The following is a 20,935-nucleotide window of genomic DNA, read 5'->3' as shown; positions in this document are numbered from 1 at the left end:
CCTCTATGGGGTGGCGGGACTAGCCGCGCGGCTCGTCCCGCCACCCGGGGCCTGCTGGACGAACGGGCAACGACGAACGTGAAGGAGAGTGCGCGTGGCACGCCGCAGGTCCCGAGTCGCAGCGGGCGTCAACGCGTTGCGCCGTCATCGGCGTCGTCTGACGACGCGTGAGGGTGGGGTGCCCTCGCTCGGGCAGACGGTGGCGGTCGCCGTCCACGAGGCCACTCCTCGCACCATGAAGGGGCTGGCGGCGCAGGGCGCGGCGGTTGCCGCACTGTCGACGGTTTCGGCGTCGTGGCGGGCCCGGGCCGCGCTGATGCCGGTGGCGGCGACCTGCGCGGCGGCTGGGACGAGCGCGGTGTGGCCAGGGCAGACGGCGCTGGGCCTGGGGGCGCTGGCCGTCGCCGGTGTGGTCAGCAGCCGGTCAGGCCCCGCTGCCGCGACTGGGGCGGCGGCCGGAACGAGCGCAGTATGGACGGCACGGGACCTGCGGGCCTCGGGGCTGGCCCGGTGGGCCCTGGGTGGTCTGGCGTGGGTGGGAGCCGGTGCGCTCGGTGGGCACGAGGCGCTGGTGTGGTGGCAGGACGGCGCCCTGCTCGCTGCGCTGATCGCGCCGGGGGCGGCGACCTGGTGGCGGGCGTCGCGGCTGCCCGAGGTCGTCGACGTCGACCAGGGCCCGGCGCGGCCGCCGACGTTGCCGCCGCCCGCGCACGTCCTGCGGGAGGTGTTGACCACGATGACGTGGACCGAGGGGACCTGGCTGACCGGTGGTGCTGTCGTGGAGGTCCTGTCCCCCGCCGCCGGTGTCGCGGTCGCGCTCGTCGAGCTCCCGCACGGCACGCACTCGGCCCGGGCCGCGGGTGCCGACGTCCGGCTCGGCCTGGAAGCGGTGCTGTCCGCGGCCGGGCGGGCGATGCCCGGGCTGGGCGCACTGGACCCGAGCACCGTGCAGATCGAGCCCGTCGGGGTCGAGCACATGCGGGTCAGCGCGTCCTGGTCCCGGGCGCTGGATGCCGGTGCGCTGCCCTGGAAGCCTCCGGCAGACCTTGAGGTCGGGCGGGTGTGGCTCGGTCACGACGACGCCCGGGCGGACCTGGTCGTGCCGTCCTGGTACCGCGGCGACGACGGCAAGACGTCGGTGGTGCACGTCTGGGTGATCGGCCGCACCGGCGGCGGGAAGTCCACGACGATCCGGTCCTACCTCGCTCCCGGCATCGAGGCCGGGAACACGGCGTTGATCCTGCTCGACGGCAAGGGCGACTCCCTCGAGGACCTCGCGCCCTACTCCCTGACCGGGCACGTCGCCCGCGACGGCGACTCCTGGCGGCAGGGCGTCATCCTCGCCTACGCGATCATGGTCGCTCGCCAGCAGCGACTCGTCGCCGGCGACCCGTGGCGCGGGCCGACCCCTGCCGACCCGCTCATCGCCCTGATCATCGACGAGTGCGCGACCGTGGCCACAGGCCTGACCAAGGCCGAGATCAGGATGATCTGCGAGATCGGCCGGCTCGGTCGCTCGCTCGGCGTCATGACCCTGCAGTCCGGGCAGATCCCGCTCGTCGATAGCCTGATCGGCGGGTCCGAGTGGCGGTCCCAGGCGCGGCTGGTCATCGGGCACGGCGTCCAGGACAAGACCCACAACCACGTCGCGACACAGTCCGGCGCCGAGGACAGCGGTGAAGCGGTCTCGCTGCTGGGGCTGCCGATCGGCCGCGCGGCCGCGCTGTACGACGGGGTGGTCCTCAGCCGCCGCGCCAAGGTCGCCCTGATGACCGAGGCAGACCTGCAGCGGGTCGCCGCTGCGGAGCCTGCCGTCCTGCACCCCGGCGACCGCTCCCCCGAGGTCCAGGCGCTGCTCGAGCTGGCCGGCAGTTGGGCCAACAGCCGTCCCCAGTCCGTCGTCGACCTCGGCGATCTGCTCGCCGAGTGGGTCGACGTTGACCCATCACCAGTGGTCACCGACGCCCAGCCCGAGATCGGACCAAGGGACGCCAGCATCGACCTGACGACTCTTGACGGTCCGGAACCCTTGCGGAGCGGCACCCGCGTTCCTGCTCCTCGCGCGGCCGTCGCGCCTGCGCAGGACCGGGGCAAGATCCGAACGTGGATCCTGTCCCACCTCCTCGTCCACCACGGCCTGACCCGTTCCCAGCTGGTAGCGGCTGTCGAGGCAGCGGGGTGGTCACGCTCGGGCGCCTACAAGGCCATGAACGAGGTCCTCGACGACGGTGCTGTCATCGAGGAGGGCGGCCGACTGACTCCGGCCGCGCTGTGGCAGGCATGAGAGCCCTCGTGGCTCCGGGTGTCATCGGCCCGCGCGGGCGCATGTTTTGGATGCAATCTTTCGACACGCCGCCACGCGTCCAGAGTTTGCGTGCAAACAACCGGTTGGATCGCCGCATGGCTGCAATCAAGGGTCGTCGTCACCGCTCCGGCGTCAGTCAGGCCGTCGCGCTGCAGGTGCGCGTCCAGCCGGCTCAACGCGCGAAGGCGGAGACGGCAGCTGCGGCACTCGGGATCAGCGTGGCCGCATACATCGACCGGCTCCTCGCTGAGGAAGTCCTCGACGAGGCGGGCCGCCCCCTGTGGTGGACCCAGCCGGTGCCTGCTGACCAGGAGGAGTTGCCGCTGAAGAGCGCCTAGCCCTCTAGGACAACTGAACAAAACGAAGAGCCCGCCCTTGGCGGGGCGGGCTCCTCGACTCGCTTCAGCCTCACACGCGGATTTGGGTTTGGCCGCCTAGTCGCGTGAGTGGCTCTGACCGTCACGCCCTCTCGGGTGTGCTGGAGGTCTGCCTTGAGGGTAGCCGCGGCTACCGACAACGACCAGTCACCCCACGGATTTCGGCATGTCGATCCTCGACACACCGCTCCGAAGACGCCCCGCAGACCCAAGCGGCGGGGCCGGTTCGGGCCCCGGGGGCATCTGAAGCTCGTCGTCGGCCTCACCCTGCGAGCCCGGGAGCAGCACCCGCTGGTCCGGGCCGCCGCGGTCCCCGTCGGCTCCGTGCGCGCCGGCACCCAGACCGCGTGGCTGGACGCCGTCGAGGCTCACCCCGACTTCGCTGGGCTGCGAGTGGACGCCTGGGCCGCGGTCCTGGCGGTCGCGCGGTCGCTGGCCTGGCACGCCGACTGGCGCACGATGCTGTCGCGCCCCACCCACGCGGTCCTGGCCGAGCGCGCCGAGGTCAGCGTCCGGACTGTGGCGCGGGTCCGGGTACGTCTGCAGGCGGCGGGCCTGCTCGGCGTCGTGACCCCAGGAACGACCCGGGATTTGGTCGACCCCGACGCCGGCCCCTGCGCCCAGTGCTACGTCCTGACCGTCCCGGTGGCCCTGGCCGACCACAGCCCTATCGCAGGCCTCCCGCCGGCCGATGACGAGCAGTGTGACCAGCAGCCGCGTGAGCAGGCCGCGGCTGCTGGCTCCCTCGCTGTCCTTTCTCCTGTGGACGGAACTGTCATCCCCTCGAAGCCCACCTTTGGTGGGCTGGTTCAAGAAGCCCCCGCACGCGCGCGACGCGCCGGTGCACGTGCGCGCTCCGCGCGAGGGGCCGACTTAAGAACGACCTCGGATCAGCCGGCTGCTCACGACCACGTGCAGTCCAGTCCAAAGCAGGCTTTGGACGAGCACGGGCCGGCTTCCGGACGCTCTCAAGTTGATCATCCGGCTGGTCGTCCTGGACGTGGTGGTTCGATCGAGTCACGGCGTGATCGGTTGTCTGCGCTGGAGGCGGCTGCCCGTGGCCGGGGCGTGATCTGGCCGGCTGGTCGGCGGCCTGTGGACCGGGCGGAACGGACCGCGGCCGCGGCCGAAGCTCGCCGGGTCGACCCGGTGCTGCGCCGGGTGTCCACCGCTCACGTCGCCGCGCTGCTGCGGGACTGGCACCTGGCCGGCTGGACGCTCGCCGACGTCCGGACGGCCTTGCAGGTCCGCCCGGACGGCAGCCCCTGGCCGCACACGCTCACCGACCCCGCGGGCGACGTCCGCCACGTCCCCGGCTGGGTCCGGCACCGCCTCGCCTCCTGGCGGACCGACCCCACCGACCCCGCCTCTGCGCCGGCCCTCTCCCCCCGCCAACGCGCGACGGCGGCCGCCGACGCCGCACGCGCCGAGCACGCCCAGCTCCAGGTCGAGCTGGCGGCCATGGCGGCAGCCGCGGTTCCCCCCGCCCTCGCGATCCCGGACTGGGCCGAGCTCCGCGCCCGGCATAGCGCCCGGCTGCGAGAGGCACGGCGCCGCGTCGTCGACGCGCCCTAGACGCGTGCCCTAGACGGCCTCGGGCCCTCAGGGGCCGGGACCCTGCGCCGGGCCGCAGGGCGTCCAACTCCGCCCGGGTGTCCAACACCGCGTGTCCACGGACGAGTATTTCCGTCAATCAAAAAACGTATAACGTAGTAGACGTTAACGATAGACGCTAATATGAACGTAAGTAGTTGGGTGCCGGGACGCGGCAACAAGCGGAAGAGTGGTGGGCGTGATGAGTGAGCACGAGGGCGACGACTCGCGGGCCGGGGCGTCGGCGAGCACGACCGGCGCCAAAGCCGCAGCCACGCAGCCCCCCGCGCCCGCTGACCACGTCGACGTCCGGAACGGCGTCCTGGACGACGCGAGCAGCACGAACGCCGCGGGTGGTGCGGACCGGGGTGGGTGCCAGTTCCCCGGCGGCTGCTCGGTCCCGCTGCCTGCGCCCGCGCCGCGTGGCCGGCCCGCGCGGTACTGCGGCACGGTCGTCCTGGGGGTGCTCCACAACAGGGCCAATGCGCTCACCCGCCGTACCCAGTTGGCCAGGGCCGGCATCGACGCCGAGCGCGCCGTCAGCGAGCCGGTGACCGTGGCCCGGGCGTCGGCCGGCGACCTGGTGTCCAGGCTCGAGGTCGCCGTTCGGGAGCAGGCCGCGATCTCCGAGCGGCTGGTCGGTGAGCTGCGCACCATGGGCGACCCGGAGGCGTCCGCGGCGCAGGCCGCCGCCGCGACCGAGACCGCCCGTGCCGCCGCCGCCACCGCCCGCGCGGAAGCCGGCGCCGCGGCAGCTCGTGCCGAGCACGCTGAGGCCACCGCTGCGCAGGCCCTCGCCGACGCGGCCGACGCCGAGGCCGACGCAGCCGCTGCCGTGGAACGGGCCGACACCGCCCACGCAGAGACACTGGCCGCTGTCGCTGCCCTGACCGACGAGCGGACCGCGCACACCACCACGCGGGCTGCTCTCACCGCCGAGCTCGAGCAGGCGCACACCGCCATCGACCAGCAGACCGCTCGGGCAGAACGAGCCGAGGCCGAGCAGGACCGGCTGACCACCCAGACCCAGAGTCTCGCCGCCCAGCTCCACGACGCCCACGACACCGTCGACCAGCTCCGCGCGGAGCTGTCCCAAGAACGGGCCGCGGCCGCAGCCGCAGCCGCCCGGGCAGCGGCCGAGCTACGTGCAGCGCGCGACACCATCGCGGACCTCAGGCAGGACCTCACCTCTGCCCGGGCCCAGATCGAGTCTCTCCACGACCAGCTCCGCGCCGCCGACCAAGCCACCTCCGAGCAGTCCGCCCGTGCCAGCCGTGGTGAGGCCGACGTCAGCCGCCTCACCGCAGAGTTGGCGGCCCGCACCACAGAGCTTGCCGACAGCCGCGCCGCCATTGACGCCGTCCGGGCGGAACTGGCACAGGCGCGCACAGACGCCGCATCGGCGGCAGCGCGTTCAGCCGCGCAACTAGAGGCAGCCGAACGACGAGCCGAGACAGCCGAGGAACAGGCCGCAGACTTGCGCCGCGCGCGCGATTGATCGACACCGATTGGATCCCGCCAGAGGCCCGGAATCAGGACAGGACGTCCAGAGAGTCACACCGCGGCAGTTCAGGGGCGCAGCGTCGCACGTGAGGGCTCCTAGGGGCGGTTCCCCCGCCCGGCCAGTCCCCCGGCCGCAGGCACCGGCGCGGCCGGCGAGCAAATAAGGCTGTAAGGAAGTAGTAACAACACTGTAGGTAAGCAGTAAATCAATGTTAGACACGCTTCCCTACTACAGGGTGAACGCAGTAGAACCACTGGGCCTGTCGTAGGAGGGACGTGACACTTCAGCCGAAAGCACAACTGCTTCTCACCCAACTCCGACGTCCGTGCACCACGAATGCAGCTGCAAGTAGGCGATCCTGACGCAGTTGTTGCGTTGGTTCTGGCACGGTAGGTCACATGAATCGAAGCGTCGCTGTGGCCAACGGCAAGGGTGGGGTGGGCAAGACCTCCACCGCGTGCAACCTCGCGGGCCTGACGGCCGCAAGCGGGGCCCGGGTCCTCGTGATCGACAGCGACCCGCAGGGCCATGTCGCCCTCAACTTCGGCTACGACATCGAGCGACAGACCGACCAGGGCGCCTCGATGCTCAAGGCCGTACTGACCGGCGGCCTGCCGGACGTCACGAAGGACGTCCGGCCCAACCTCGACGTGATCTGGGGCGGCGAGCAGCTCGAGGAGCTGGCCATCCACTTGAACGTGCGCCGGATGTCTGGCCGTGGCGGCGCCGGCGCGTACTCCGAGACGATCAAGGCGATCGCGGCGCAGTACGACTTCGTGTTCGTCGACTGCCCGCCCGGCGGTCACATCCTTCAGGAGGGCGTCTTCGGCGCTGCCCGGTGGGTCCTGGTGCCGGCCAAGACAGACAAGGGGTCACTCGCGGGACTGCGCGACATCGCCCGCCGCTTCGACGTCGCCCACGAGATCAACCCCGACCTCGAGCTCCTCGGCGTCTTCCTCTTCGGAACCCAGTCATCGGCTCGGCGCGTGATCCGCGAGGCTCGCGCCGACATCCTCAAGGAGCTCGAAGGCCTCGACGACTCCATCGTGCTGACCTCCTTCATCCGCCAGGTAGAGGCCGCCGCACGGGACGAGCGCGAGATGGGCCTGCTGGCACACGAGCTCGAGGCAGCAGCAGAAGAGGCCGAGCCCTGGTACGTCCAGCGCCAGAACGGCAAGTCAGACGCCCTCGTCGTCGCCCGAAGCTCGAGCAGCCTCGCCGGGGACTACTCCGAACTGGCCCGCGAGGTCCACGACCGGATCGCCAAGGCCGAGGCACTGCTCGCGGGGACCTCGGCATGAGTGGCAGCCCCGCGGACCGCTTCCGTGGCGCGGCGACGAAGCGTGCGCTTGGGCTGACCGCACCCCCCACAGCAACTCCCGAGGACCAGCCCCCGCAGACTCCCTCGCTCCCGGTCACGGCAGGCGCCCCGGCCACCAGGCCACACATCGTTGACCCGCTCACCGCGGACCTCTTCACCGGGCCAGTTGCACAACCCGAACCCGCCTCGCCGCCGTCGCCTCCCCGGCAGAAGCGGCAGTCGAAGAAGGAGACATCACCCGCGCGGCGGACGAGGGTGCCCGTCTACGTGCCCGGCGCAGTGCACGCACGCCTCGCCGAACGCACGGCCGACAGCGGCGAGACGTACACAGCCGTCGTCCTCGACGCGGTCTCCGCCCACCACGGGACCCTGAAGACGCGGTACGAGGCTCGAAGCACAGGCCTCTTCGTGGGGAGCGGCCGGCGTCGGCGGACAGGAAAGGCAACGACGCAGATCCAGCTGCTGCTGCTCCCTGAGGACCTGGAGACACTGACCCGGCTTGTCGCCGAGTCGGGAGCGGACAACGCGTCGGTCTACGTCTCCGACGCACTCGACCTGTTCCTCGACGCCTAACCACATCCCCGGAGGCGAGGGTGTGTCGTCGTGCCACACACGTCGCAGTGAGGTCCAGCACTTAGGGCTTGACCGAGCACCACGACTCCCCGTTGACTACGCCAACGATCACCCGCGTGATCGGTCGCACGGCCCTGCGACCGATCACACGACGCTTGTGATCGGACTGTCGCCTGTCTGGGAAAGGATGCGAGTCGTGACTCGCCGGGGGAGTAGGGCCGCCTTCGTCGCCGCTATGTGCGGCGGCCTTCTGCTGACTGCATGCTCTGGCGGAAGCGAGCCACGCATCCAGCCAGCGCCGACCTCCACCACGCCGACCCAGACGTCGTCCCCGAGCGTGAGCCCATCTGTCGATCCGGCAGCTCAGCCGGCCCTTGACGCTTACATGGCGTTCTGGGACGCCGCGAACGATGCGCAGCGTGATCCTGCAACCTTCTCGAAGGACGAGGAGAGTGCGAAGGCGTTCACCTCCGTCGCCTTCGATCCGATCAGGATCGCGTACATCCAATACATCGCAGGCCTCGCCAATGAGAAGACGGCCTTCCGTGGTACCCCCGGTCGTCCTCGCGTCAAGGTGCAGTCGGTCGATCTGGCTGCCCAGCCCTACCCGATGGTCGTGCTGGCCGACTGCCCCACCCCCGAGCCAACCTGGCGCAAGTACCTGGTGAAAACCGGCGAGGTGGTCCCGGAGGCCAACGGCAGCGTGCCCCCGCCGTACAAGCTCACGGTTGAGGTCATCAAGGTTGACGGTCGCTGGGGTGCCTCCAAGGTCACCGCAGACAAGAGTCGGACATGCACCGCAGTCTGAAGCTGACGGCGGCCGTGATCGTGGCCTTCGTGGCGGTCGTTGTCCCAGCACACGGGGCACGGGCCGGAGGGCAGGCGGCTGACTGCGATCCCAGGACTGGAAAGTGCACGATCGAAGTCGTCACCCCTCCGACGCCGGGGACGGGGGGTGGCGGTGGCTCTGGAGGTAGGAACGAATGCCTGCGTGGCGGTACGCCGGTCTCCTGTACCTCTTCTGGCGGCACCTGGTCCAACCAGCTGCAGTGCTACCTCTCGCTCGCTAGCCCGCAGCCTCCGCTGACGGACCCGGTGTGGGCCGGGCATACAGATGGTGCCGTGTACTGGTGCACCACGAACCAAGGGCTCGCTCCGACATCCAGGCAGGTGTGGCTGGCGGCTCCCCCTGCCGGCCCGACTCCTGAGGAGCTTGCCCGGCGTGCCTTGGACTCCTTGACGATCCCGCGTCCGGTGATGCGGAGGTCGCCGTCTGAGTCGAACACCGATGCCGGGGTCCCGTACACGTGGGTGAACTTGTGGACCTGGGTCTGGACGGACCCGGCGTCGTGGACTCCGCTTTCGGCGCGCGCGGCGGCGGGCGCTGTCTGGGCGGAGGTGGCCGTCACCCCGGCCCAGTTGTCGTTCACGCCGGGGGACGGCAGTGCGGCTGTCGCCTGTCCTGGTCCTGGGCGACCTTGGCGGGAGGTGGACGGGAACGCGGCTCCTACGGCCGGTGGCTGCGGGTTCCGCTACGGGCGGGTCTCTGCGGCACCGGTGACGGCGACGCTGTCGATCGAGTGGACGGTGACCTGGCGCGGCTCTGGCGGTACCGGAGGGACGATGCCGGCGATGCAGTCGCAGGCGTCGTCGTCGTTCGTCGTCGAGCAGATCCAGGTTGTGACCCGGTGACGGAAGGAACTGTCCGGTGACTGCCATCGCAACGGCTACTGCCCCGCCCACGGCGCCGCCTGGTGTGCGGGCTGCTGCGTTGCCTACCAGGCAACGTCGGCCGGGTTGGGTGGCTCTGGGTGTGGCTCTGGTGGTGGGGTTTGCGGCGATCGGCGCGTACCTCTACACCGCGGCTGGGGCGAAGACCGCTGTGGTCGTTGTGGTCCGTGAGGTGCCCGAGGGCCGGCAGATCGTCCGGGCTGACCTGTCGACGGTCGCTGTGGCCGGTGGGGTGACAGCGATCGCGGGTTCGGGGTTGGAGTCGGTGGTCGGGCAGACCGCGGCGGTGCGGCTGTTGCCGAACATGCTGCTGCAGCGGTCGATGGTCACCTCCGGGGCGGTGCTCGCGGCAACGGAGGCCCAGGTCGGTGTGGTGGTGAAGCCGGGGCAGATCCCCGCGGACGGTCTTCGTCCCGGGGATGTCGTCGAGGTGGTGGCACTGCCGTCGGCGTCGTCGGCCAAGCCGGGCCCGCCGGAGCTGCTGGTGGAGCGTGCGCGGGTGTTCGCGGCGCGTGAGGACCCGAGCCAGCTCGGCGGGACGCTGCTGACCCTGGTGGTGCAGAAGACGCAGGCGGTCCCGGTGGCCGCGGCCAGCGGCGCGGGCCAGATCGCGCTGATCAAGGTCGCGGCGCAGTGATTGTCGCGGTCTGCGCCGACAAGGGGTCCCCTGGGGTGACGACGCTGGCGACGGCGTTGGGCATCGCGTGGCCGGGGGAGCGGATGCTGCTCGAGGCCGACTCGTCGGGCGGTGACCTCGCGTTCCGCGCGAAGCAGCCCTCTACCGGGCAGCTGCTGGCGGCCGACCCTGGGCTGCTGACGCTGGCTGCTGATGCCCGGACCGGTCTACCGGCTGCGGACCTCGCCCGGTACTGCCAGGCGACGGCGTGGGGGCTGCCGGTCGTGCCGGGCCCGGCGGGTGCGCAGGCCTACCAGCCGATGCGGGCCCTGTGGCCGGCCGTCGCGGGTGTCGCCGCGGCCTGGCCGGGGACGGTGATCGCGGACCTGGGCCGGTTCCAGCCGGGCAACCCGGCGGCGGCGTTGGCGCGGGCGGCGACCGCTGTGCTGGTGGTGACCCGGGTCAGTGTCGAGGACCTGTATCACCTGCGGGAGAGGGTGAACGAGCTCGCGCACACCCTCGGCGACCCGCGGCTGCAGCGGCATCCGGTGGCGGTCGTGGTGTCCGCGCCGCGCAAGGAGGCCGCGGCAGCGGTGCGTCAGGTGGCGCACATGCTGCAGGCGGGCGGGTCACCGATCCCGGTTGCCGGGTACGTTGCGACCGACCCAGTGTCGGCGGCTTCGCTGCGCGCCGGGGAGTTGCCCAAGCGGGGCGCGCGCAGCGATCTGCTCGCCAGTGCCGGTGAACTCGCGGCGACGCTCGGCAGCTGGTGGCCTGAGCTCATCGCGCTGTCCGCGTCGCCTGCTGCGGCGATCGCTGCTCCGGTGCTGACGCGGTCTGCGGCAGCGACTCCCACTGACGCAGGCACTGTGCCTGGGGCCTGGCCGCCGCCGTCCGGGGTCCCCGTCCCGGTCCCGCACGCCGCAGCGCCCCATTCGTCAGCGCCGCATTCGTCAGCACCGCGCTCGTCAGCACCGCCGGCCGCAGCGGTCGGTGTGGCCGACCACCCCCGTGCGTCTGCGGCTGGTCGGCATGAGGCGGCCCGGTGACGGCGCCGGCGTTGAACTACGGGCTGGTCCGCCGGTTGCAGGCGGAGGTCGCCGACCGGATGACCGCCACGAAGCAGCAGTACGAGCAGCAGGGTGTGGCTGCGCTGGCCTCGGCGGACGAGCGGCAGCTCGCGTTGAGCTTCGCCCGGGACGCCGTGCAGCGGTACATGCAGGAGCAGATCGCGGCCGGGCAGGAGCTCCCCGACGGGTCGTACGACGTGCGGCTCGTCGAGGCGATCGACGCCGCGATGTACGGGGCGGGTGCGCTGCAGGCGCTGCTGGACGACCCCGGTGTGGAGAACATCGACATCAACGGCTGCGACGAGGTCTGGGTGACCCGCGCGGACGGCAGCAAGGTCCGCGACCGGCCGGTCGCGGCCACGGACGAGGACCTGGTCGACATCGTCCGCAACCTCGGCGCCTACGCCGGGCTCAACGCCCGCCCGTTCACCCCGGCCACCCCCGAGCTGGACCTGCGACTGCCCGACGGCTCCCGACTGTCGGCGATCATGGTCGCCTCGGAACGGCCGTCGATCTCCATCCGCCGCAACCGGTTCCCGCAGATGTTCCTCGACGAGATCCCACCCCAGGCCCGAACCACCAACAGCCGAAACACCGGCCGCGGCGCCGACGACGGCAGCGGCAGCGGGGCGGGCAGGGCGACGACGCTGGTCGAGCTGGGCACGGTCGACGAGCAGCTCGCGGCGTTCCTGCGGGCTGCGGTCCTCGCCCGCTGCAACATCATGGTCGCCGGTGCCACCGACTCCGGCAAGACCACCCTGCTGCGGGCACTGATCAACTGCATCCCGCCGCACGAGCGGCTGATCACCGTCGAACGGGCCCTGGAGCTGGGGCTGCGCCGCCACCCCGAGCTGCACCCCGATGTGGTGGAGATGGAGGAGGTGCTCGGGTCTCCGGACAGTGCCGGCGGAACCGGTGGCGGGGTGAGCATCGGGCAGCTGGTGCGCCGGACCCGCCGGCAGAACCCGTCCCGGGTGATCGTCGGTGAGGTCCTGGGGTCGGAGGTCGTCGAGATGCTCTCGGCGATGAGCCAGGGCAACGACGGGTCCCTGTCGACGATCCACGCCCGGGACGCCGCCGACGTCTTCGGCCGGCTGGCGACTTACGCGGCACAGCACGAGGGCCTGTCCTTCGACGTCTCGCACTCCCTGATCGGCTCGACGCTGGACTTCGTCGTGTTCGTCCGCAAGAACCCCCGCGCCGGCGGCCGCCGCGCGGTGATGGAGGTCCTGGAGGTCACCGGCTCCGCCGACGGCCGGGTCACCCGGTCCCGGATCTTCACCGAAGGCCAGGACGGCGCCGCCGTCCGCGACATCGAGATCCCGATCAGCCGGCTGCGCAAGCTCGAGGAAGCCGGCTACAACGACGCCCCAGGCTGGACCCACACCAGCAACACGCACGCCAGCAACGGGTACGGCGGCAACACCTACCGCGCCGACGGGTATTCGGGCCGTGGGTACGCCGATGTCGGGTGGAGCGGGGGTCGCTGATGCCCGGCCTGCATCTGGGGGTGCTGGCGGCGGCGTTGTGCGCCGCGGGGGTCGCGGCCGGGCTGGTCCTGCTGGTCGCCGGGTTGCGTGGCCGCCCGGTCGACGCGGGCCGCCCGGACTCGCGGCCAGACGCTCGTGTTGTGCAGCGGCTGGGGCAGGCCCGGGCGTGGGTGTCGTCGCCGGCGGTGTCGGGCCGGTTCGCGCTCGGCGCCGTCGCCGGGGTGGCCACGGTGCTGTTCACCGGGTGGCCGGTGGCCGCTGCGGCGGTCGCGGTGCTGCTGGCGTTCTGGCCGCAGCTGTTCGGTGGCCGTAACGCCGAGCAGGGGCAGATCGCCCGGCTCGAGGCGCTGGTGGTGTGGACCGAGTCGCTGCGGGACACGATCGCCGCGCACGCCAGCCTGGAGCAGGCGATCCCGGCCAGCACCGCGACCTGCCCGCCGCTGATCCGTCCCGCGCTGAGTCGCCTCGCCGGGCAGATCCGCGCGCGGGCCCCGATGGACACCGCCCTGCTGGGTCTGGCCGCCGAGCTCGACGACCCGAGCGCCGACCTGGTGTGCGCCGCGCTGATCCTCAACGTCCGACGCCGCGGGGACCGGCTCGCCGAGGTCCTCGGCGGCCTGGCGGCCGCGGCCCGCGAAGAGCTCGACATGCGCCGCCGGGTGTCCGCCGGCCGCGCGGGACTGCGGCGCGGGGTCCAGATCGTGATCCTGATGACCGTCGTGTTCGCCGGGTTCCTCATCCTGTTCGGCGGCGACTACGTCAAGCCGTACGACACCCTCGCCGGGCAGATCGCCCTGCTCGTCGTGGTCGCCCTGTTCGCGACCGGCTTCGCGTGGATGCGCAAGCTCGCCGCCGACGACCCGGTCGCGGCGTTCCTCAACCGACCCGGCAGACCGGCCTGGACCGACCCCGCCGAGGTCCGGCTCGTCGCGTCCCTGACCGGCCTGTCCGCCGCCGCGGTGACCAGCCGGCTCGGCGCAGACCACTTGGCGGACCGCTCGGCGGGCGTCCACTCGGTGGGTGTGCGGTGATCGCCCTGGCGGTGGTCGGGGCCTGCCTGGGGGCGGTGGTCTTCGCGCTGATCTGGCGCCTGGCTGCGCCTCGCCCGTCGGCGTTGGTGCAGCTGGGCCAGTTCGACGCGCTCCACAGCCATCCCGGTAGCCAGCGCGCTGGGTACGACCGCCTGGCAGTCGGCCCGGCTGGCGCGATCGAGGCTGCGGGCCTGTCAGGTGCTCTGGGTCGTGCCGGGGCGTGGCTGACCACCGAGCTCGCCCGCCGCGGCATCACGTTCACCACCTTGCGGCAGGACCTCACCCTGACCGGGAACACCCTGGAGTGGGCGCTCGGGCGAAAGCTGCTCGCCGGTGTCGCCGGGTTCCTGCTCGTGGCCGCGACCGCCGTGGGACTGCAGGTCGCGACCAGCTGGTCACCGCCGTCCGGGGTGACCACCGTCCTGGCGCTCGGGGCCGGGGTCGCGTGCTCGTTCCTCACCGACCTGGAGGCCCGCCGGCACGCCGCGGCCCGCCGCCAGGAGTTCCGCCGCGCCCTGGGCGCCTACCTGGACCTGGTCGCCCTCGAGATGGCCGGCTCCGCCGCCCCCGCCGAGGCGCTGCCGAGGCGCTGCCGAACGCTGCCCGGGTCGGCGCCGGCTGGCCGATGGCCCTGCTGCGGGACACGTTGTGGCGGGCCAACCTGTCCGGCGTCGACCAGTGGGACGCCCTGACCGAGCTGGGTGAGCGGATCGGGGTCGCCGAGCTGCGTGACCTCGGCACCCTGGTCCGGCTCGTCGGTCGTGACGGCGCCCGGGTCCGGCAGACCCTGACCGCCCGGGCCGCCACGATGCGCCGACGCGAGCTCGCAGAAGCCGAAGGCCTGGCCGGTCAGAAGGACCAGTCGATGCGCCTGGCCCAGGTCCTCATCGGGTTCGGGTTCATCGTCTTCATCTCCTACCCCGCCATCGTCGCCGTATTGGCGTTCTGAAACACACCTGCCACCCAGGGGACCGCCCCTCACCCAGGTCCCTCGAAGAAGGAGAGACAGATGCTCGAGATCCAGATGGTGCGAGCCTGGCTCGCCACCACCCAGCAGAAGCTGCAGCGACGTGACCGTGACGGCGTCATCGAGGACCGCGGTGACATCGTCCAGACCGTCATCATCGTCGGACTGTTCGCCGCAGCCGCCATCCTCGTGGTCGGGATCCTCGTGGCCAAGGCGACCCAGGCAGCGAACAGCGTCAAGACCCAGTGACCTCTCGACGACGAGCAACCCGCTGGCCGCGAGCAACCTGCCAGCGGGCTACCTGCCGCCGGTGCGCAGTGCGGGGCGACGCGGGGTACTCGATCGTCGAGGCCGCGATCGTCCTGCCCGTCGTGGTGCTGCTCAGCATGCTCGTCGTCCAGTGGACCCTGATCTGGCACGGCCGTCACGTCGCCGAGGCCGCCGCCCAGACCGGACTGCGCACCGCCCGCGGCTACCAGGCCACTCCGGGCGCCGGCGAGCAGGCCGCCACCGGGTACCTGCGCGCGGTCGCACCGAACCTGCTCAGCGCCCCGTCCGTCGACGTCACCCGCACCCCCACCACCGCCACCGTCCGGGTCCACGCCCGGGTCCTGGCCGTCATCCCCGGCCTGTCCGCCGTCGTCTCCGGCGGCGTCGACGTCGAGGAGAGCGCCTCAGGACCCGTCGAGAGGTTCGTGGCTCCGTGATTCGGCCCAGACAGCGCGAGCAGCGCGCGGGCCGCTCGGATGACGGGTTGATGGCCCTGGAGATGGCGATCCTGGCGCCGCTGATCATCGTGATGCTGCTCGTCGTCGTCGCGTTCGGCCGGGTCACCCACGGCCGCGCGATGGTCGACCAGGCGGCCGCCGCGGCGGCCCGATCCGCGTCTCTGGCGGCCACCCCGGGGCAGGCATCCACCGTCGCCGGCCGGGACGCTCGGGAGACCCTTGCCGGCGCAGGGCTGTCCTGCGCCGGCGCCCGGGTCAGCCTCGATACCAGCGCCTTCCGGCCTGGGGGGCAGGTCACGGCCGACGTCACCTGCACCGTCGATTTGTCGAGCCTGGCGTTGGCCGGCGTGCCAGGGCGACTCACTCTCACGGCCTCCTCGACGGCACCCCTGGAGTCCTACCGCGACCTGTCCGGCGCCGGAGGTGCACCGTGACCCAGTGCCGTGTGCCCCAGGGCCGCACGCCCGCAGGTCGCGACTTGACGCGCGGCGGGGGAGCGGGGCGCCAGGACCGAGGGTCCGTCGCGCTCTACATGGCGCTGATCATGGTCGGGTTGCTGGTGATGGCCGGGCTGGTCATCGACGGTGGTGCCGCGATCGCTGCTCGGGCCCGGGCCGCCGACCTCGCCGAGCAGGCCTCCCGCGCCGGCGCAGACGCCCTGTCCCCGGCGTCACTGCGCGGCCCCAGCCCTGACGCCCTGGCCGTCGACCCGGTGGCGGCCCGGGCCGCGGCCACCCGGGTCCTGGCCCTGGCCGGCGCCACCGGAGAGATCCAGGTCAACGGCCTCGACGTCACTGTCACCGCGCACGTCCCCCGCCGCGCCGTGGTCCTGAGCGCGGTCGGTGTCAGTGACCTGACCGGGACCGCCGCAGCGACCGCGACCGTGCTGCACGGAACCACTACCGGAGGTCCCTGATGCCGCACTCCCAGCTGCTGCATTCCCAGCGGAGCCCCGCACGGTATCTGCGGGCGGCCGCCGCACTCGTCGTCCTGCTCGTCCTGGTCGTCGGGCTGCCGGTGGGCCTGGCCGCGACAGTCGGGAACCCGCTGCAGGCCTGGCCCGACCTGCGCGCCGGCGACCTGTCCGACACCGCGGTCGTCGCGGTCCTCGCCGCGGTCGCCTGGGTCGCCTGGGCACAGTTCGCCGTCGCCGTCCTCGCCGAGACCCTCTCCGTCCTGGCCGGGATCCGGCTGCCGGCCAGGCTGCCCGGGCTGTTCCCCAGCCAACGGCACCTGGCGCACCTGCTCGTCGTCGCCGCGTTCGTCATCGCCCCCCTGCACCTCGGGGCCCCGCCATCCGCCGCCTCGAGCAGCGCGCGGGGAGCGGCGGCCAGACCGACCGCAGTCGCCACCGCCCCCGCAACGTTCGTCGCTGCCGACCCCGCCGAGCAGACCGGCCCGCGCGGTACAGGGGCGGGCCAGGCCGTCGAGACCCGCCAGGCAGCGACGCGGCAGGCGGTCTACACGGTCAGCGACGACGGGCCCGGGACGTACTGGGACCTCGCCGAGCGGTTCCTCGGCGACGGCCTGCGGTGGCAGGAGATCTGGGACCTCAACAGCGGCCGCCGCCAGAGCGACGGCGCTGTGATGACCTCCCCGGATCTGCTGCGCCCCGGATGGACCGTCACCCTCCCCGCCGGCGCCGACCTCCCGCCCGGTGACGAGGCCGTCACCACGCCCGGAAGCGATGACAGCACCGGGACAGCGGGCACGCGAGACACCCCCGACACGGCCTCGGACGAGGTCACGGTCCGGCGTGGTGACACCCTGTCGGGGATCGCCGTCGAGCACGACGTCGCCGACTGGCACCGCCTCTGGCAGGAGAACCAGAACAGCCCCCAACCCGGCGGCCGCACCTTCACCGACCCCGACCTCATCCTGCCCGGCTGGACCATCGACCTCCCCGCAGCCCAACCCACGGCCGGCCGCCCGAGCACCCCCATCCAGAAGCCCGCACCCACCAACGACGGCAGGCAGAGCACAGCCCAGCCGGACCCGAGCACGTCACCGCCTTCGGCCCAAGCCCCGACCGTCGCCCCGACCGCCGCGCCCACGGCAGGCACGGAAGCCGCGCCCGAGACCGCGCCGAACCCTGCGACACGAGCCGATGACACGGATCGTGGTCGAGGCGCCGCCGCGTCGACGACCACCGGTGCAGGTGCGCCACAGGCCACGCCACCCCCCGACACCACCACCGTGACAGCGGGGGAGGAGTCGTCAGCAGACGCCGAGGCCCCGGCTGGTGACTTCTCGTTGGCCGCCACCTTGTTCGGGGCAGGAGGGCTCCTGCTGGCCGGGGTCAGCGCCGAAGCCCTGCGCCGTCACCGGCGCCGCCAGCAACGCCACCGTCGTCTCGGCAGGGCCATCGCCGCGACACCCCCGCAGCTGTCCGGCACCGAGCGGGCCGTCACCACGGGCGCCGGTGTTGCCGACGTCCGGTGGCTGAACGAAGCCCTGCGCGGCCTGGTCCACCTCCAGACGCCCGGCCCCGACAGCCCACCAGACGGATCACCGGATGCATCAGCGGCCGGGACTGAGCCGCGGGGATCGCTGCCGGACGTCGTCGCGGCCCGGCTGTCCGCCACCGAACTCGAACTCGTCCTCGCCGAGCCCCGACCTCAGGCGCCCGGCGCATGGACCGTCCACGCCGCAGGGACGCGATGGACCCTGGACCGCGGCGCTCCGACCGGTTTCGACCCGGCCGCCGCGGGCCGGCTGCTCGCGCCCTACCCGGCGCTGGCCTCTGTTGGGTACACCGCGGGCGGCGAGTACTGGCTGCTCGACCTGGAACGCGCCGGGTCTGTGGCCCTGACCGGCGACCCCGCACGCTGCCTGGACCTGGCCCGGTTCATCGCCGCCGAGCTCGCCCACAACACCTGGTCCGAGCAGCTCGCCGTCACCCTGGCCGGGTTCGGCGACGAGATCGCCGACCTCAACCCCGACCGGGTCACCGTCACCACCGACCCCGCAGCGGCCGTTACCCGGTCCTTGACCCAGCTCCGCAACGTCGCCTGGGCCCTGAAGTCCGCCGGCATCGACGTCCTGACAGGCCGCCTGCGCGACGTCGCAGCCGACCTGCTGTTCCCCCAGGTCGTCCTGCTCGCCGACCTCCACGACCCCGACCTCCTCGAGGAACTCGCCCCCCTACTCGCCGCCGTCCACGGCGGCCGAGACACCGGCCGAAGTGACGGCCCAGGCGACGGCCCAGGCGACGGCCGGGACTGTGGTGGTCATCGGACGGCGGCCGCGGTCGTCCTGACCGGCCGGTACCTGCCCACCAGCGACGCGGCCTGGCAGCTGCGCATCGACGCCGACGGCGCGCTCCACATCCCGGCCCTCGGCCTGGACCTGGTCGCCCAGCAGCTGCCCGCGCACGAGGCCGCCCAGCTCGCCCAGCTCCTCACCGTCGCAGCCCGCACCGACGACCGGCCGATGCCCGACGCACCCGGCGACGCCGGATGGCAGGGCTACGCCGACCTGGCCGGCGCGCCACGCCACGACATGTTGACCGATGCCGTGACCGCAACCGACCCCGGACCGGCCGGTGCGGCGAACGTCGAGCGGACCGCGCGGCAGGCCGGGGACGCGACCACCGGGTCGGTGCGCCCAGACCGGGTGCTGCCGCTGCCGCCGGCTGCGTACCTGGAGAGCACAGCCACCACCTGCGATGACCTGACGACCCTCGCTCCCGCCGTCGACGACACCGCCCGGCGACGGGTCGGCGACGCCGACCCGTCCCTCGATACCGATCTCGCCGACTGGAGGGCGCAGGACTGCCCCCGGCCCCGGCTGACCGTGCTGGGCCCGCTCACCGTGCGCGCCGGGGTCGACCTGCCCACCGAGAAGCACCGCCGCGCCTGGACCACCGAAGTCGTCGCCTATCTCGCCTGCCACCCCCGAGGCGTCACCGCCGAACAGCTCGGCGAGGACCTGTGGCCGACCGACCCCCGCGCGACCACCACCTCCAAGGTCCGCCAGGCCATCTACATGGTCCGCAAACGCCTCGGCACCGACCCCACCACCGGAACCGACTACGTCCCCACCGCCATCAACCCCACCGGCGGCCCCGGCCTCTACCGGATCGACGGACTCCTCGTCGACGCCGACCTGTTCCGCCGCCTGCGCCTACGCGGCGTCGCCCGCGGCGCCGACGGCATCACCGACCTACAGGCAGCCCTCGACCTCGTCACCGGACCACCCTTCGCCGACCGCCGGCCCAGCGGCTACGCCTGGCTCGCCGACGACCCCCTCGACCACACCTACACCGGCATGATCGTCGACGTCGCCCACGTCGTCGCCACCCACCACCTCGCCACCGGCCGCCCCGACCTGGCCGCCGCCGCCGCGCAGGTGGCCCTGGCTGCTGGCAGCACGGACGACGTCGCTCTTCTCGACCTCGTCGCCGCATGCGACGCCCAAGGCAACCGAGCCCAGGCCGATCGCCTCGTTGCGCGGATCCTCGCCAACCACGACGCCGAGGTCGAAGAGGATCTGCCGCCACGCACCGCGGAAGTCCTGCACCGGCGTCGGTGGCTTGACCGCGCCGGGTGACCGGCCGCTCAGTCGTTCGCTGCGTCGATCGAGGGTGTCAGCGCCGAGAGACGACGATCGGATCCGATTCCGTGAGATACGGCACCGGCCGCAGCGCTGGGTTGAACCCCGCCGCGACCAGGGTCTGCAACGCAAGGTGCCCTTCCTCGTCGACCTCGACCGCACGGATCTCGAACTTCGTTGCTCGGCTGGTGTCTGGGTCCCCGAACTGTGCCTGCGCGCAGATGTAGGTGATCCCGTCCTGGGTGCTGCAATCCCCTTGGGGGTTCGTCACCGGGCCGCCGACGAACTGCACGAGAATCCAGACGTGGTTGCCGACCGACGTCCCTGACCGGTGGATGACGACATCGTTCAGCATCGCCACTGTGCCGCCATCGGTCGGTTGCTCGATCGTCAGCGCCTCCTCGGTGGCCGGTGTCGTGGTCGCTGGCCCGGAGGACGACACGCTGGCCACGGCTGGCACCGTGGTGTCGGCGGTGGCACCGTCCTCCCTCAGCCCCCAGACCGCTGCTGCTCCGACGAGCCCGACCACGACCACGGCGACCAAGACCCTCGGGGACATCAGACGGGGCCGGCCGAGCGACGCGGGGGAGTCGGACGGGAGGTCGATCGCCGGACCGGGGTCGGCGGGGTCGGGTGCTGCCTGCGGCCCCGGCGCCTGGATCTCCGGGGCGATCGCTGCTCGGGTGGCGTGCCAGCGTTCGGTCCATTCGTCTACGTCGCCCCCGCACACCGCGACGTATGCCAGTGTCGTGTCCAGGGTCGGCAGGGAGGTTCCACCGGCTGCCTCGGCGAGCACGGACGACGAGCGGTGCGCCTTGCGCGCCATCGCCCCGTAGGTCGGCCCCCCGGCCTGCTGCCTCAGTTCGCGCAGCCTTTGCGCGAACGCCGCGACCGGCCCGTCCGCCGGGTCGATCTCGCGTTCTGGCCTGCCCACTCGTTGATCCTTCCCCCTGTGATGAGGGCGTTCACCATCGCACGGCCGCGCGGTCATCGGAGAGCCCTTCGGCTCTTCCCGCCGCCACGTCCTACCCATTGTTTGTCCGGCTCTACGACCGGATCCGGACAACCTCCTGCG

The 20,935-nt window shown here is 72.4% G+C and carries 20 protein-coding genes; 19 read left to right on the top strand and 1 reads right to left on the bottom strand.

Annotation, left to right across the window (positions count from 1 at the left end; all coding sequences use genetic code 11):
* Nucleotides 1-178: 178 nt before the first annotated feature.
* From EDJALFJO_RS10635 to EDJALFJO_RS10540, 19 genes are all read left to right on the top strand, one after another.
* Nucleotides 179-2,284, top strand: a complete 2,106-nt coding sequence (locus EDJALFJO_RS10635; protein WP_143448468.1) for a hypothetical protein — start codon at nucleotides 179-181, stop codon at nucleotides 2,282-2,284.
* 116 nt (nucleotides 2,285-2,400) lie between these two features.
* Nucleotides 2,401-2,643, top strand: a complete 243-nt coding sequence (locus tag EDJALFJO_RS10630) for a hypothetical protein (protein WP_143448467.1) — start codon at nucleotides 2,401-2,403, stop codon at nucleotides 2,641-2,643.
* A gap of 1,134 nt (nucleotides 2,644-3,777) precedes the next feature.
* Nucleotides 3,778-4,257, top strand: coding sequence for a hypothetical protein (locus tag EDJALFJO_RS10620; RefSeq protein WP_088284948.1), 480 nt, complete (start codon nucleotides 3,778-3,780; stop codon nucleotides 4,255-4,257).
* 220 nt (nucleotides 4,258-4,477) lie between these two features.
* Complete coding sequence (locus EDJALFJO_RS34230) at nucleotides 4,478-5,773, top strand: hypothetical protein (RefSeq protein WP_158220382.1); 1,296 nt, start codon at nucleotides 4,478-4,480, stop codon at nucleotides 5,771-5,773.
* 404 nt (nucleotides 5,774-6,177) lie between these two features.
* Nucleotides 6,178-7,080 carry a ParA family protein gene (locus EDJALFJO_RS10610; RefSeq protein ID WP_088284944.1) on the top strand — a complete coding sequence of 301 codons (903 nt, stop codon included), beginning with the start codon at nucleotides 6,178-6,180 and terminating at the stop codon, nucleotides 7,078-7,080.
* Nucleotides 7,077-7,673 carry a hypothetical protein gene (locus tag EDJALFJO_RS33395; RefSeq protein WP_143448466.1) on the top strand — a complete coding sequence of 199 codons (597 nt, stop codon included), beginning with the start codon at nucleotides 7,077-7,079 and terminating at the stop codon, nucleotides 7,671-7,673. The genes EDJALFJO_RS10610 and EDJALFJO_RS33395 overlap by 4 nt, the downstream gene beginning before the upstream one ends.
* A 385-nt stretch (nucleotides 7,674-8,058) precedes the next feature.
* On the top strand, nucleotides 8,059-8,481 hold the full coding sequence (locus EDJALFJO_RS10600) for a hypothetical protein (protein WP_088284940.1): 423 nt from the start codon (nucleotides 8,059-8,061) through the stop codon (nucleotides 8,479-8,481).
* 680 nt (nucleotides 8,482-9,161) lie between these two features.
* Nucleotides 9,162-9,365 (top strand): hypothetical protein, encoded by a 204-nt coding sequence (locus EDJALFJO_RS33390; RefSeq protein WP_143448464.1) that lies wholly within the window; start codon nucleotides 9,162-9,164, stop codon nucleotides 9,363-9,365.
* A gap of 121 nt (nucleotides 9,366-9,486) precedes the next feature.
* Nucleotides 9,487-10,041, top strand: coding sequence for a hypothetical protein (locus tag EDJALFJO_RS10590; RefSeq protein ID WP_088284936.1), 555 nt, complete (start codon nucleotides 9,487-9,489; stop codon nucleotides 10,039-10,041).
* 35 nt (nucleotides 10,042-10,076) lie between these two features.
* The gene (locus EDJALFJO_RS10585) at nucleotides 10,077-11,069 is read left to right on the top strand and encodes a hypothetical protein (protein ID WP_143448463.1); all 993 of its coding nucleotides are present in this window, start codon (nucleotides 10,077-10,079) and stop codon (nucleotides 11,067-11,069) included.
* Between the two features lie 59 nt (nucleotides 11,070-11,128).
* The gene (locus tag EDJALFJO_RS10580; protein WP_369812514.1) at nucleotides 11,129-12,580 is read left to right on the top strand and encodes a CpaF family protein; all 1,452 of its coding nucleotides are present in this window, start codon (nucleotides 11,129-11,131) and stop codon (nucleotides 12,578-12,580) included.
* A complete protein-coding gene (locus tag EDJALFJO_RS10575) occupies nucleotides 12,580-13,611 on the top strand; it encodes a type II secretion system F family protein (RefSeq protein ID WP_088284995.1) in 1,032 nt (343 codons plus the stop codon). Before EDJALFJO_RS10580 ends, EDJALFJO_RS10575 begins: the two co-directional genes overlap by 1 nt.
* Nucleotides 13,608-14,303 (top strand): hypothetical protein, encoded by a 696-nt coding sequence (locus EDJALFJO_RS10570; protein ID WP_088284930.1) that lies wholly within the window; start codon nucleotides 13,608-13,610, stop codon nucleotides 14,301-14,303. The genes EDJALFJO_RS10575 and EDJALFJO_RS10570 overlap by 4 nt, the downstream gene beginning before the upstream one ends.
* On the top strand, nucleotides 14,237-14,560 hold the full coding sequence (locus EDJALFJO_RS10565) for a hypothetical protein (RefSeq protein WP_088284928.1): 324 nt from the start codon (nucleotides 14,237-14,239) through the stop codon (nucleotides 14,558-14,560). Before EDJALFJO_RS10570 ends, EDJALFJO_RS10565 begins: the two co-directional genes overlap by 67 nt.
* A gap of 60 nt (nucleotides 14,561-14,620) precedes the next feature.
* Complete coding sequence (locus EDJALFJO_RS10560) at nucleotides 14,621-14,827, top strand: hypothetical protein (protein ID WP_088284926.1); 207 nt, start codon at nucleotides 14,621-14,623, stop codon at nucleotides 14,825-14,827.
* Between the two features lie 68 nt (nucleotides 14,828-14,895).
* Nucleotides 14,896-15,285 (top strand): TadE/TadG family type IV pilus assembly protein, encoded by a 390-nt coding sequence (locus tag EDJALFJO_RS10555; RefSeq protein WP_158220381.1) that lies wholly within the window; start codon nucleotides 14,896-14,898, stop codon nucleotides 15,283-15,285.
* A gap of 50 nt (nucleotides 15,286-15,335) precedes the next feature.
* On the top strand, nucleotides 15,336-15,740 hold the full coding sequence (locus tag EDJALFJO_RS10550) for a TadE family protein (RefSeq protein WP_143448462.1): 405 nt from the start codon (nucleotides 15,336-15,338) through the stop codon (nucleotides 15,738-15,740).
* Nucleotides 15,741-15,784: 44 nt separating this feature from the next.
* Nucleotides 15,785-16,222 carry a pilus assembly protein TadG-related protein gene (locus tag EDJALFJO_RS10545; protein ID WP_143448461.1) on the top strand — a complete coding sequence of 146 codons (438 nt, stop codon included), beginning with the start codon at nucleotides 15,785-15,787 and terminating at the stop codon, nucleotides 16,220-16,222.
* Entirely contained in the window at nucleotides 16,222-19,857 is a 3,636-nt protein-coding gene (locus tag EDJALFJO_RS10540) for a LysM peptidoglycan-binding domain-containing protein (RefSeq protein WP_088284918.1), read from the top strand. Before EDJALFJO_RS10545 ends, EDJALFJO_RS10540 begins: the two co-directional genes overlap by 1 nt.
* 37 nt (nucleotides 19,858-19,894) lie before the next feature.
* Here the strand turns inward: EDJALFJO_RS10540 and EDJALFJO_RS10535 are convergent, their stop codons facing one another.
* Nucleotides 19,895-20,794, bottom strand: a complete 900-nt coding sequence (locus EDJALFJO_RS10535) for a helix-turn-helix transcriptional regulator (RefSeq protein ID WP_088284916.1) — start codon at nucleotides 20,792-20,794, stop codon at nucleotides 19,895-19,897.
* Between the last annotated feature and the right edge of the window lie 141 nt (nucleotides 20,795-20,935).

It is taken from the genome of Kineosporia sp. A_224 (assembly GCF_002198655.1).
Classification (GTDB): domain Bacteria; phylum Actinomycetota; class Actinomycetes; order Actinomycetales; family Kineosporiaceae; genus R-H-3.
Note: the sequence above shows the minus strand (reverse complement) of the source record. Positions and strands in the feature narration are given on the sequence as shown.

What these genes read in the sequence shown, in the direction of transcription:
- EDJALFJO_RS10630 (WP_143448467.1), top strand. Translation starts at nt 2,401, where the DNA reads ATGGCTGCAATCAAGGGTCGTCGTCACCGCTCCGGCGTCAGTCAGGCC.
- EDJALFJO_RS34230 (WP_158220382.1), top strand. Translation starts at nt 4,478, where the DNA reads ATGAGTGAGCACGAGGGCGACGACTCGCGGGCCGGGGCGTCGGCGAGC.
- EDJALFJO_RS10610 (WP_088284944.1), top strand. Translation starts at nt 6,178, where the DNA reads ATGAATCGAAGCGTCGCTGTGGCCAACGGCAAGGGTGGGGTGGGCAAG.
- EDJALFJO_RS33395 (WP_143448466.1), top strand. Translation starts at nt 7,077, where the DNA reads ATGAGTGGCAGCCCCGCGGACCGCTTCCGTGGCGCGGCGACGAAGCGT.
- EDJALFJO_RS10600 (WP_088284940.1), top strand. Translation starts at nt 8,059, where the DNA reads ATGGCGTTCTGGGACGCCGCGAACGATGCGCAGCGTGATCCTGCAACC.
- EDJALFJO_RS10580 (WP_369812514.1), top strand. Translation starts at nt 11,129, where the DNA reads ATGACCGCCACGAAGCAGCAGTACGAGCAGCAGGGTGTGGCTGCGCTG.
- EDJALFJO_RS10575 (WP_088284995.1), top strand. Translation starts at nt 12,580, where the DNA reads ATGCCCGGCCTGCATCTGGGGGTGCTGGCGGCGGCGTTGTGCGCCGCG.
- EDJALFJO_RS10565 (WP_088284928.1), top strand. Translation starts at nt 14,237, where the DNA reads ATGGCCCTGCTGCGGGACACGTTGTGGCGGGCCAACCTGTCCGGCGTC.
- EDJALFJO_RS10560 (WP_088284926.1), top strand. Translation starts at nt 14,621, where the DNA reads ATGCTCGAGATCCAGATGGTGCGAGCCTGGCTCGCCACCACCCAGCAG.
- EDJALFJO_RS10550 (WP_143448462.1), top strand. Translation starts at nt 15,336, where the DNA reads ATGGCCCTGGAGATGGCGATCCTGGCGCCGCTGATCATCGTGATGCTG.
- EDJALFJO_RS10540 (WP_088284918.1), top strand. Translation starts at nt 16,222, where the DNA reads ATGCCGCACTCCCAGCTGCTGCATTCCCAGCGGAGCCCCGCACGGTAT.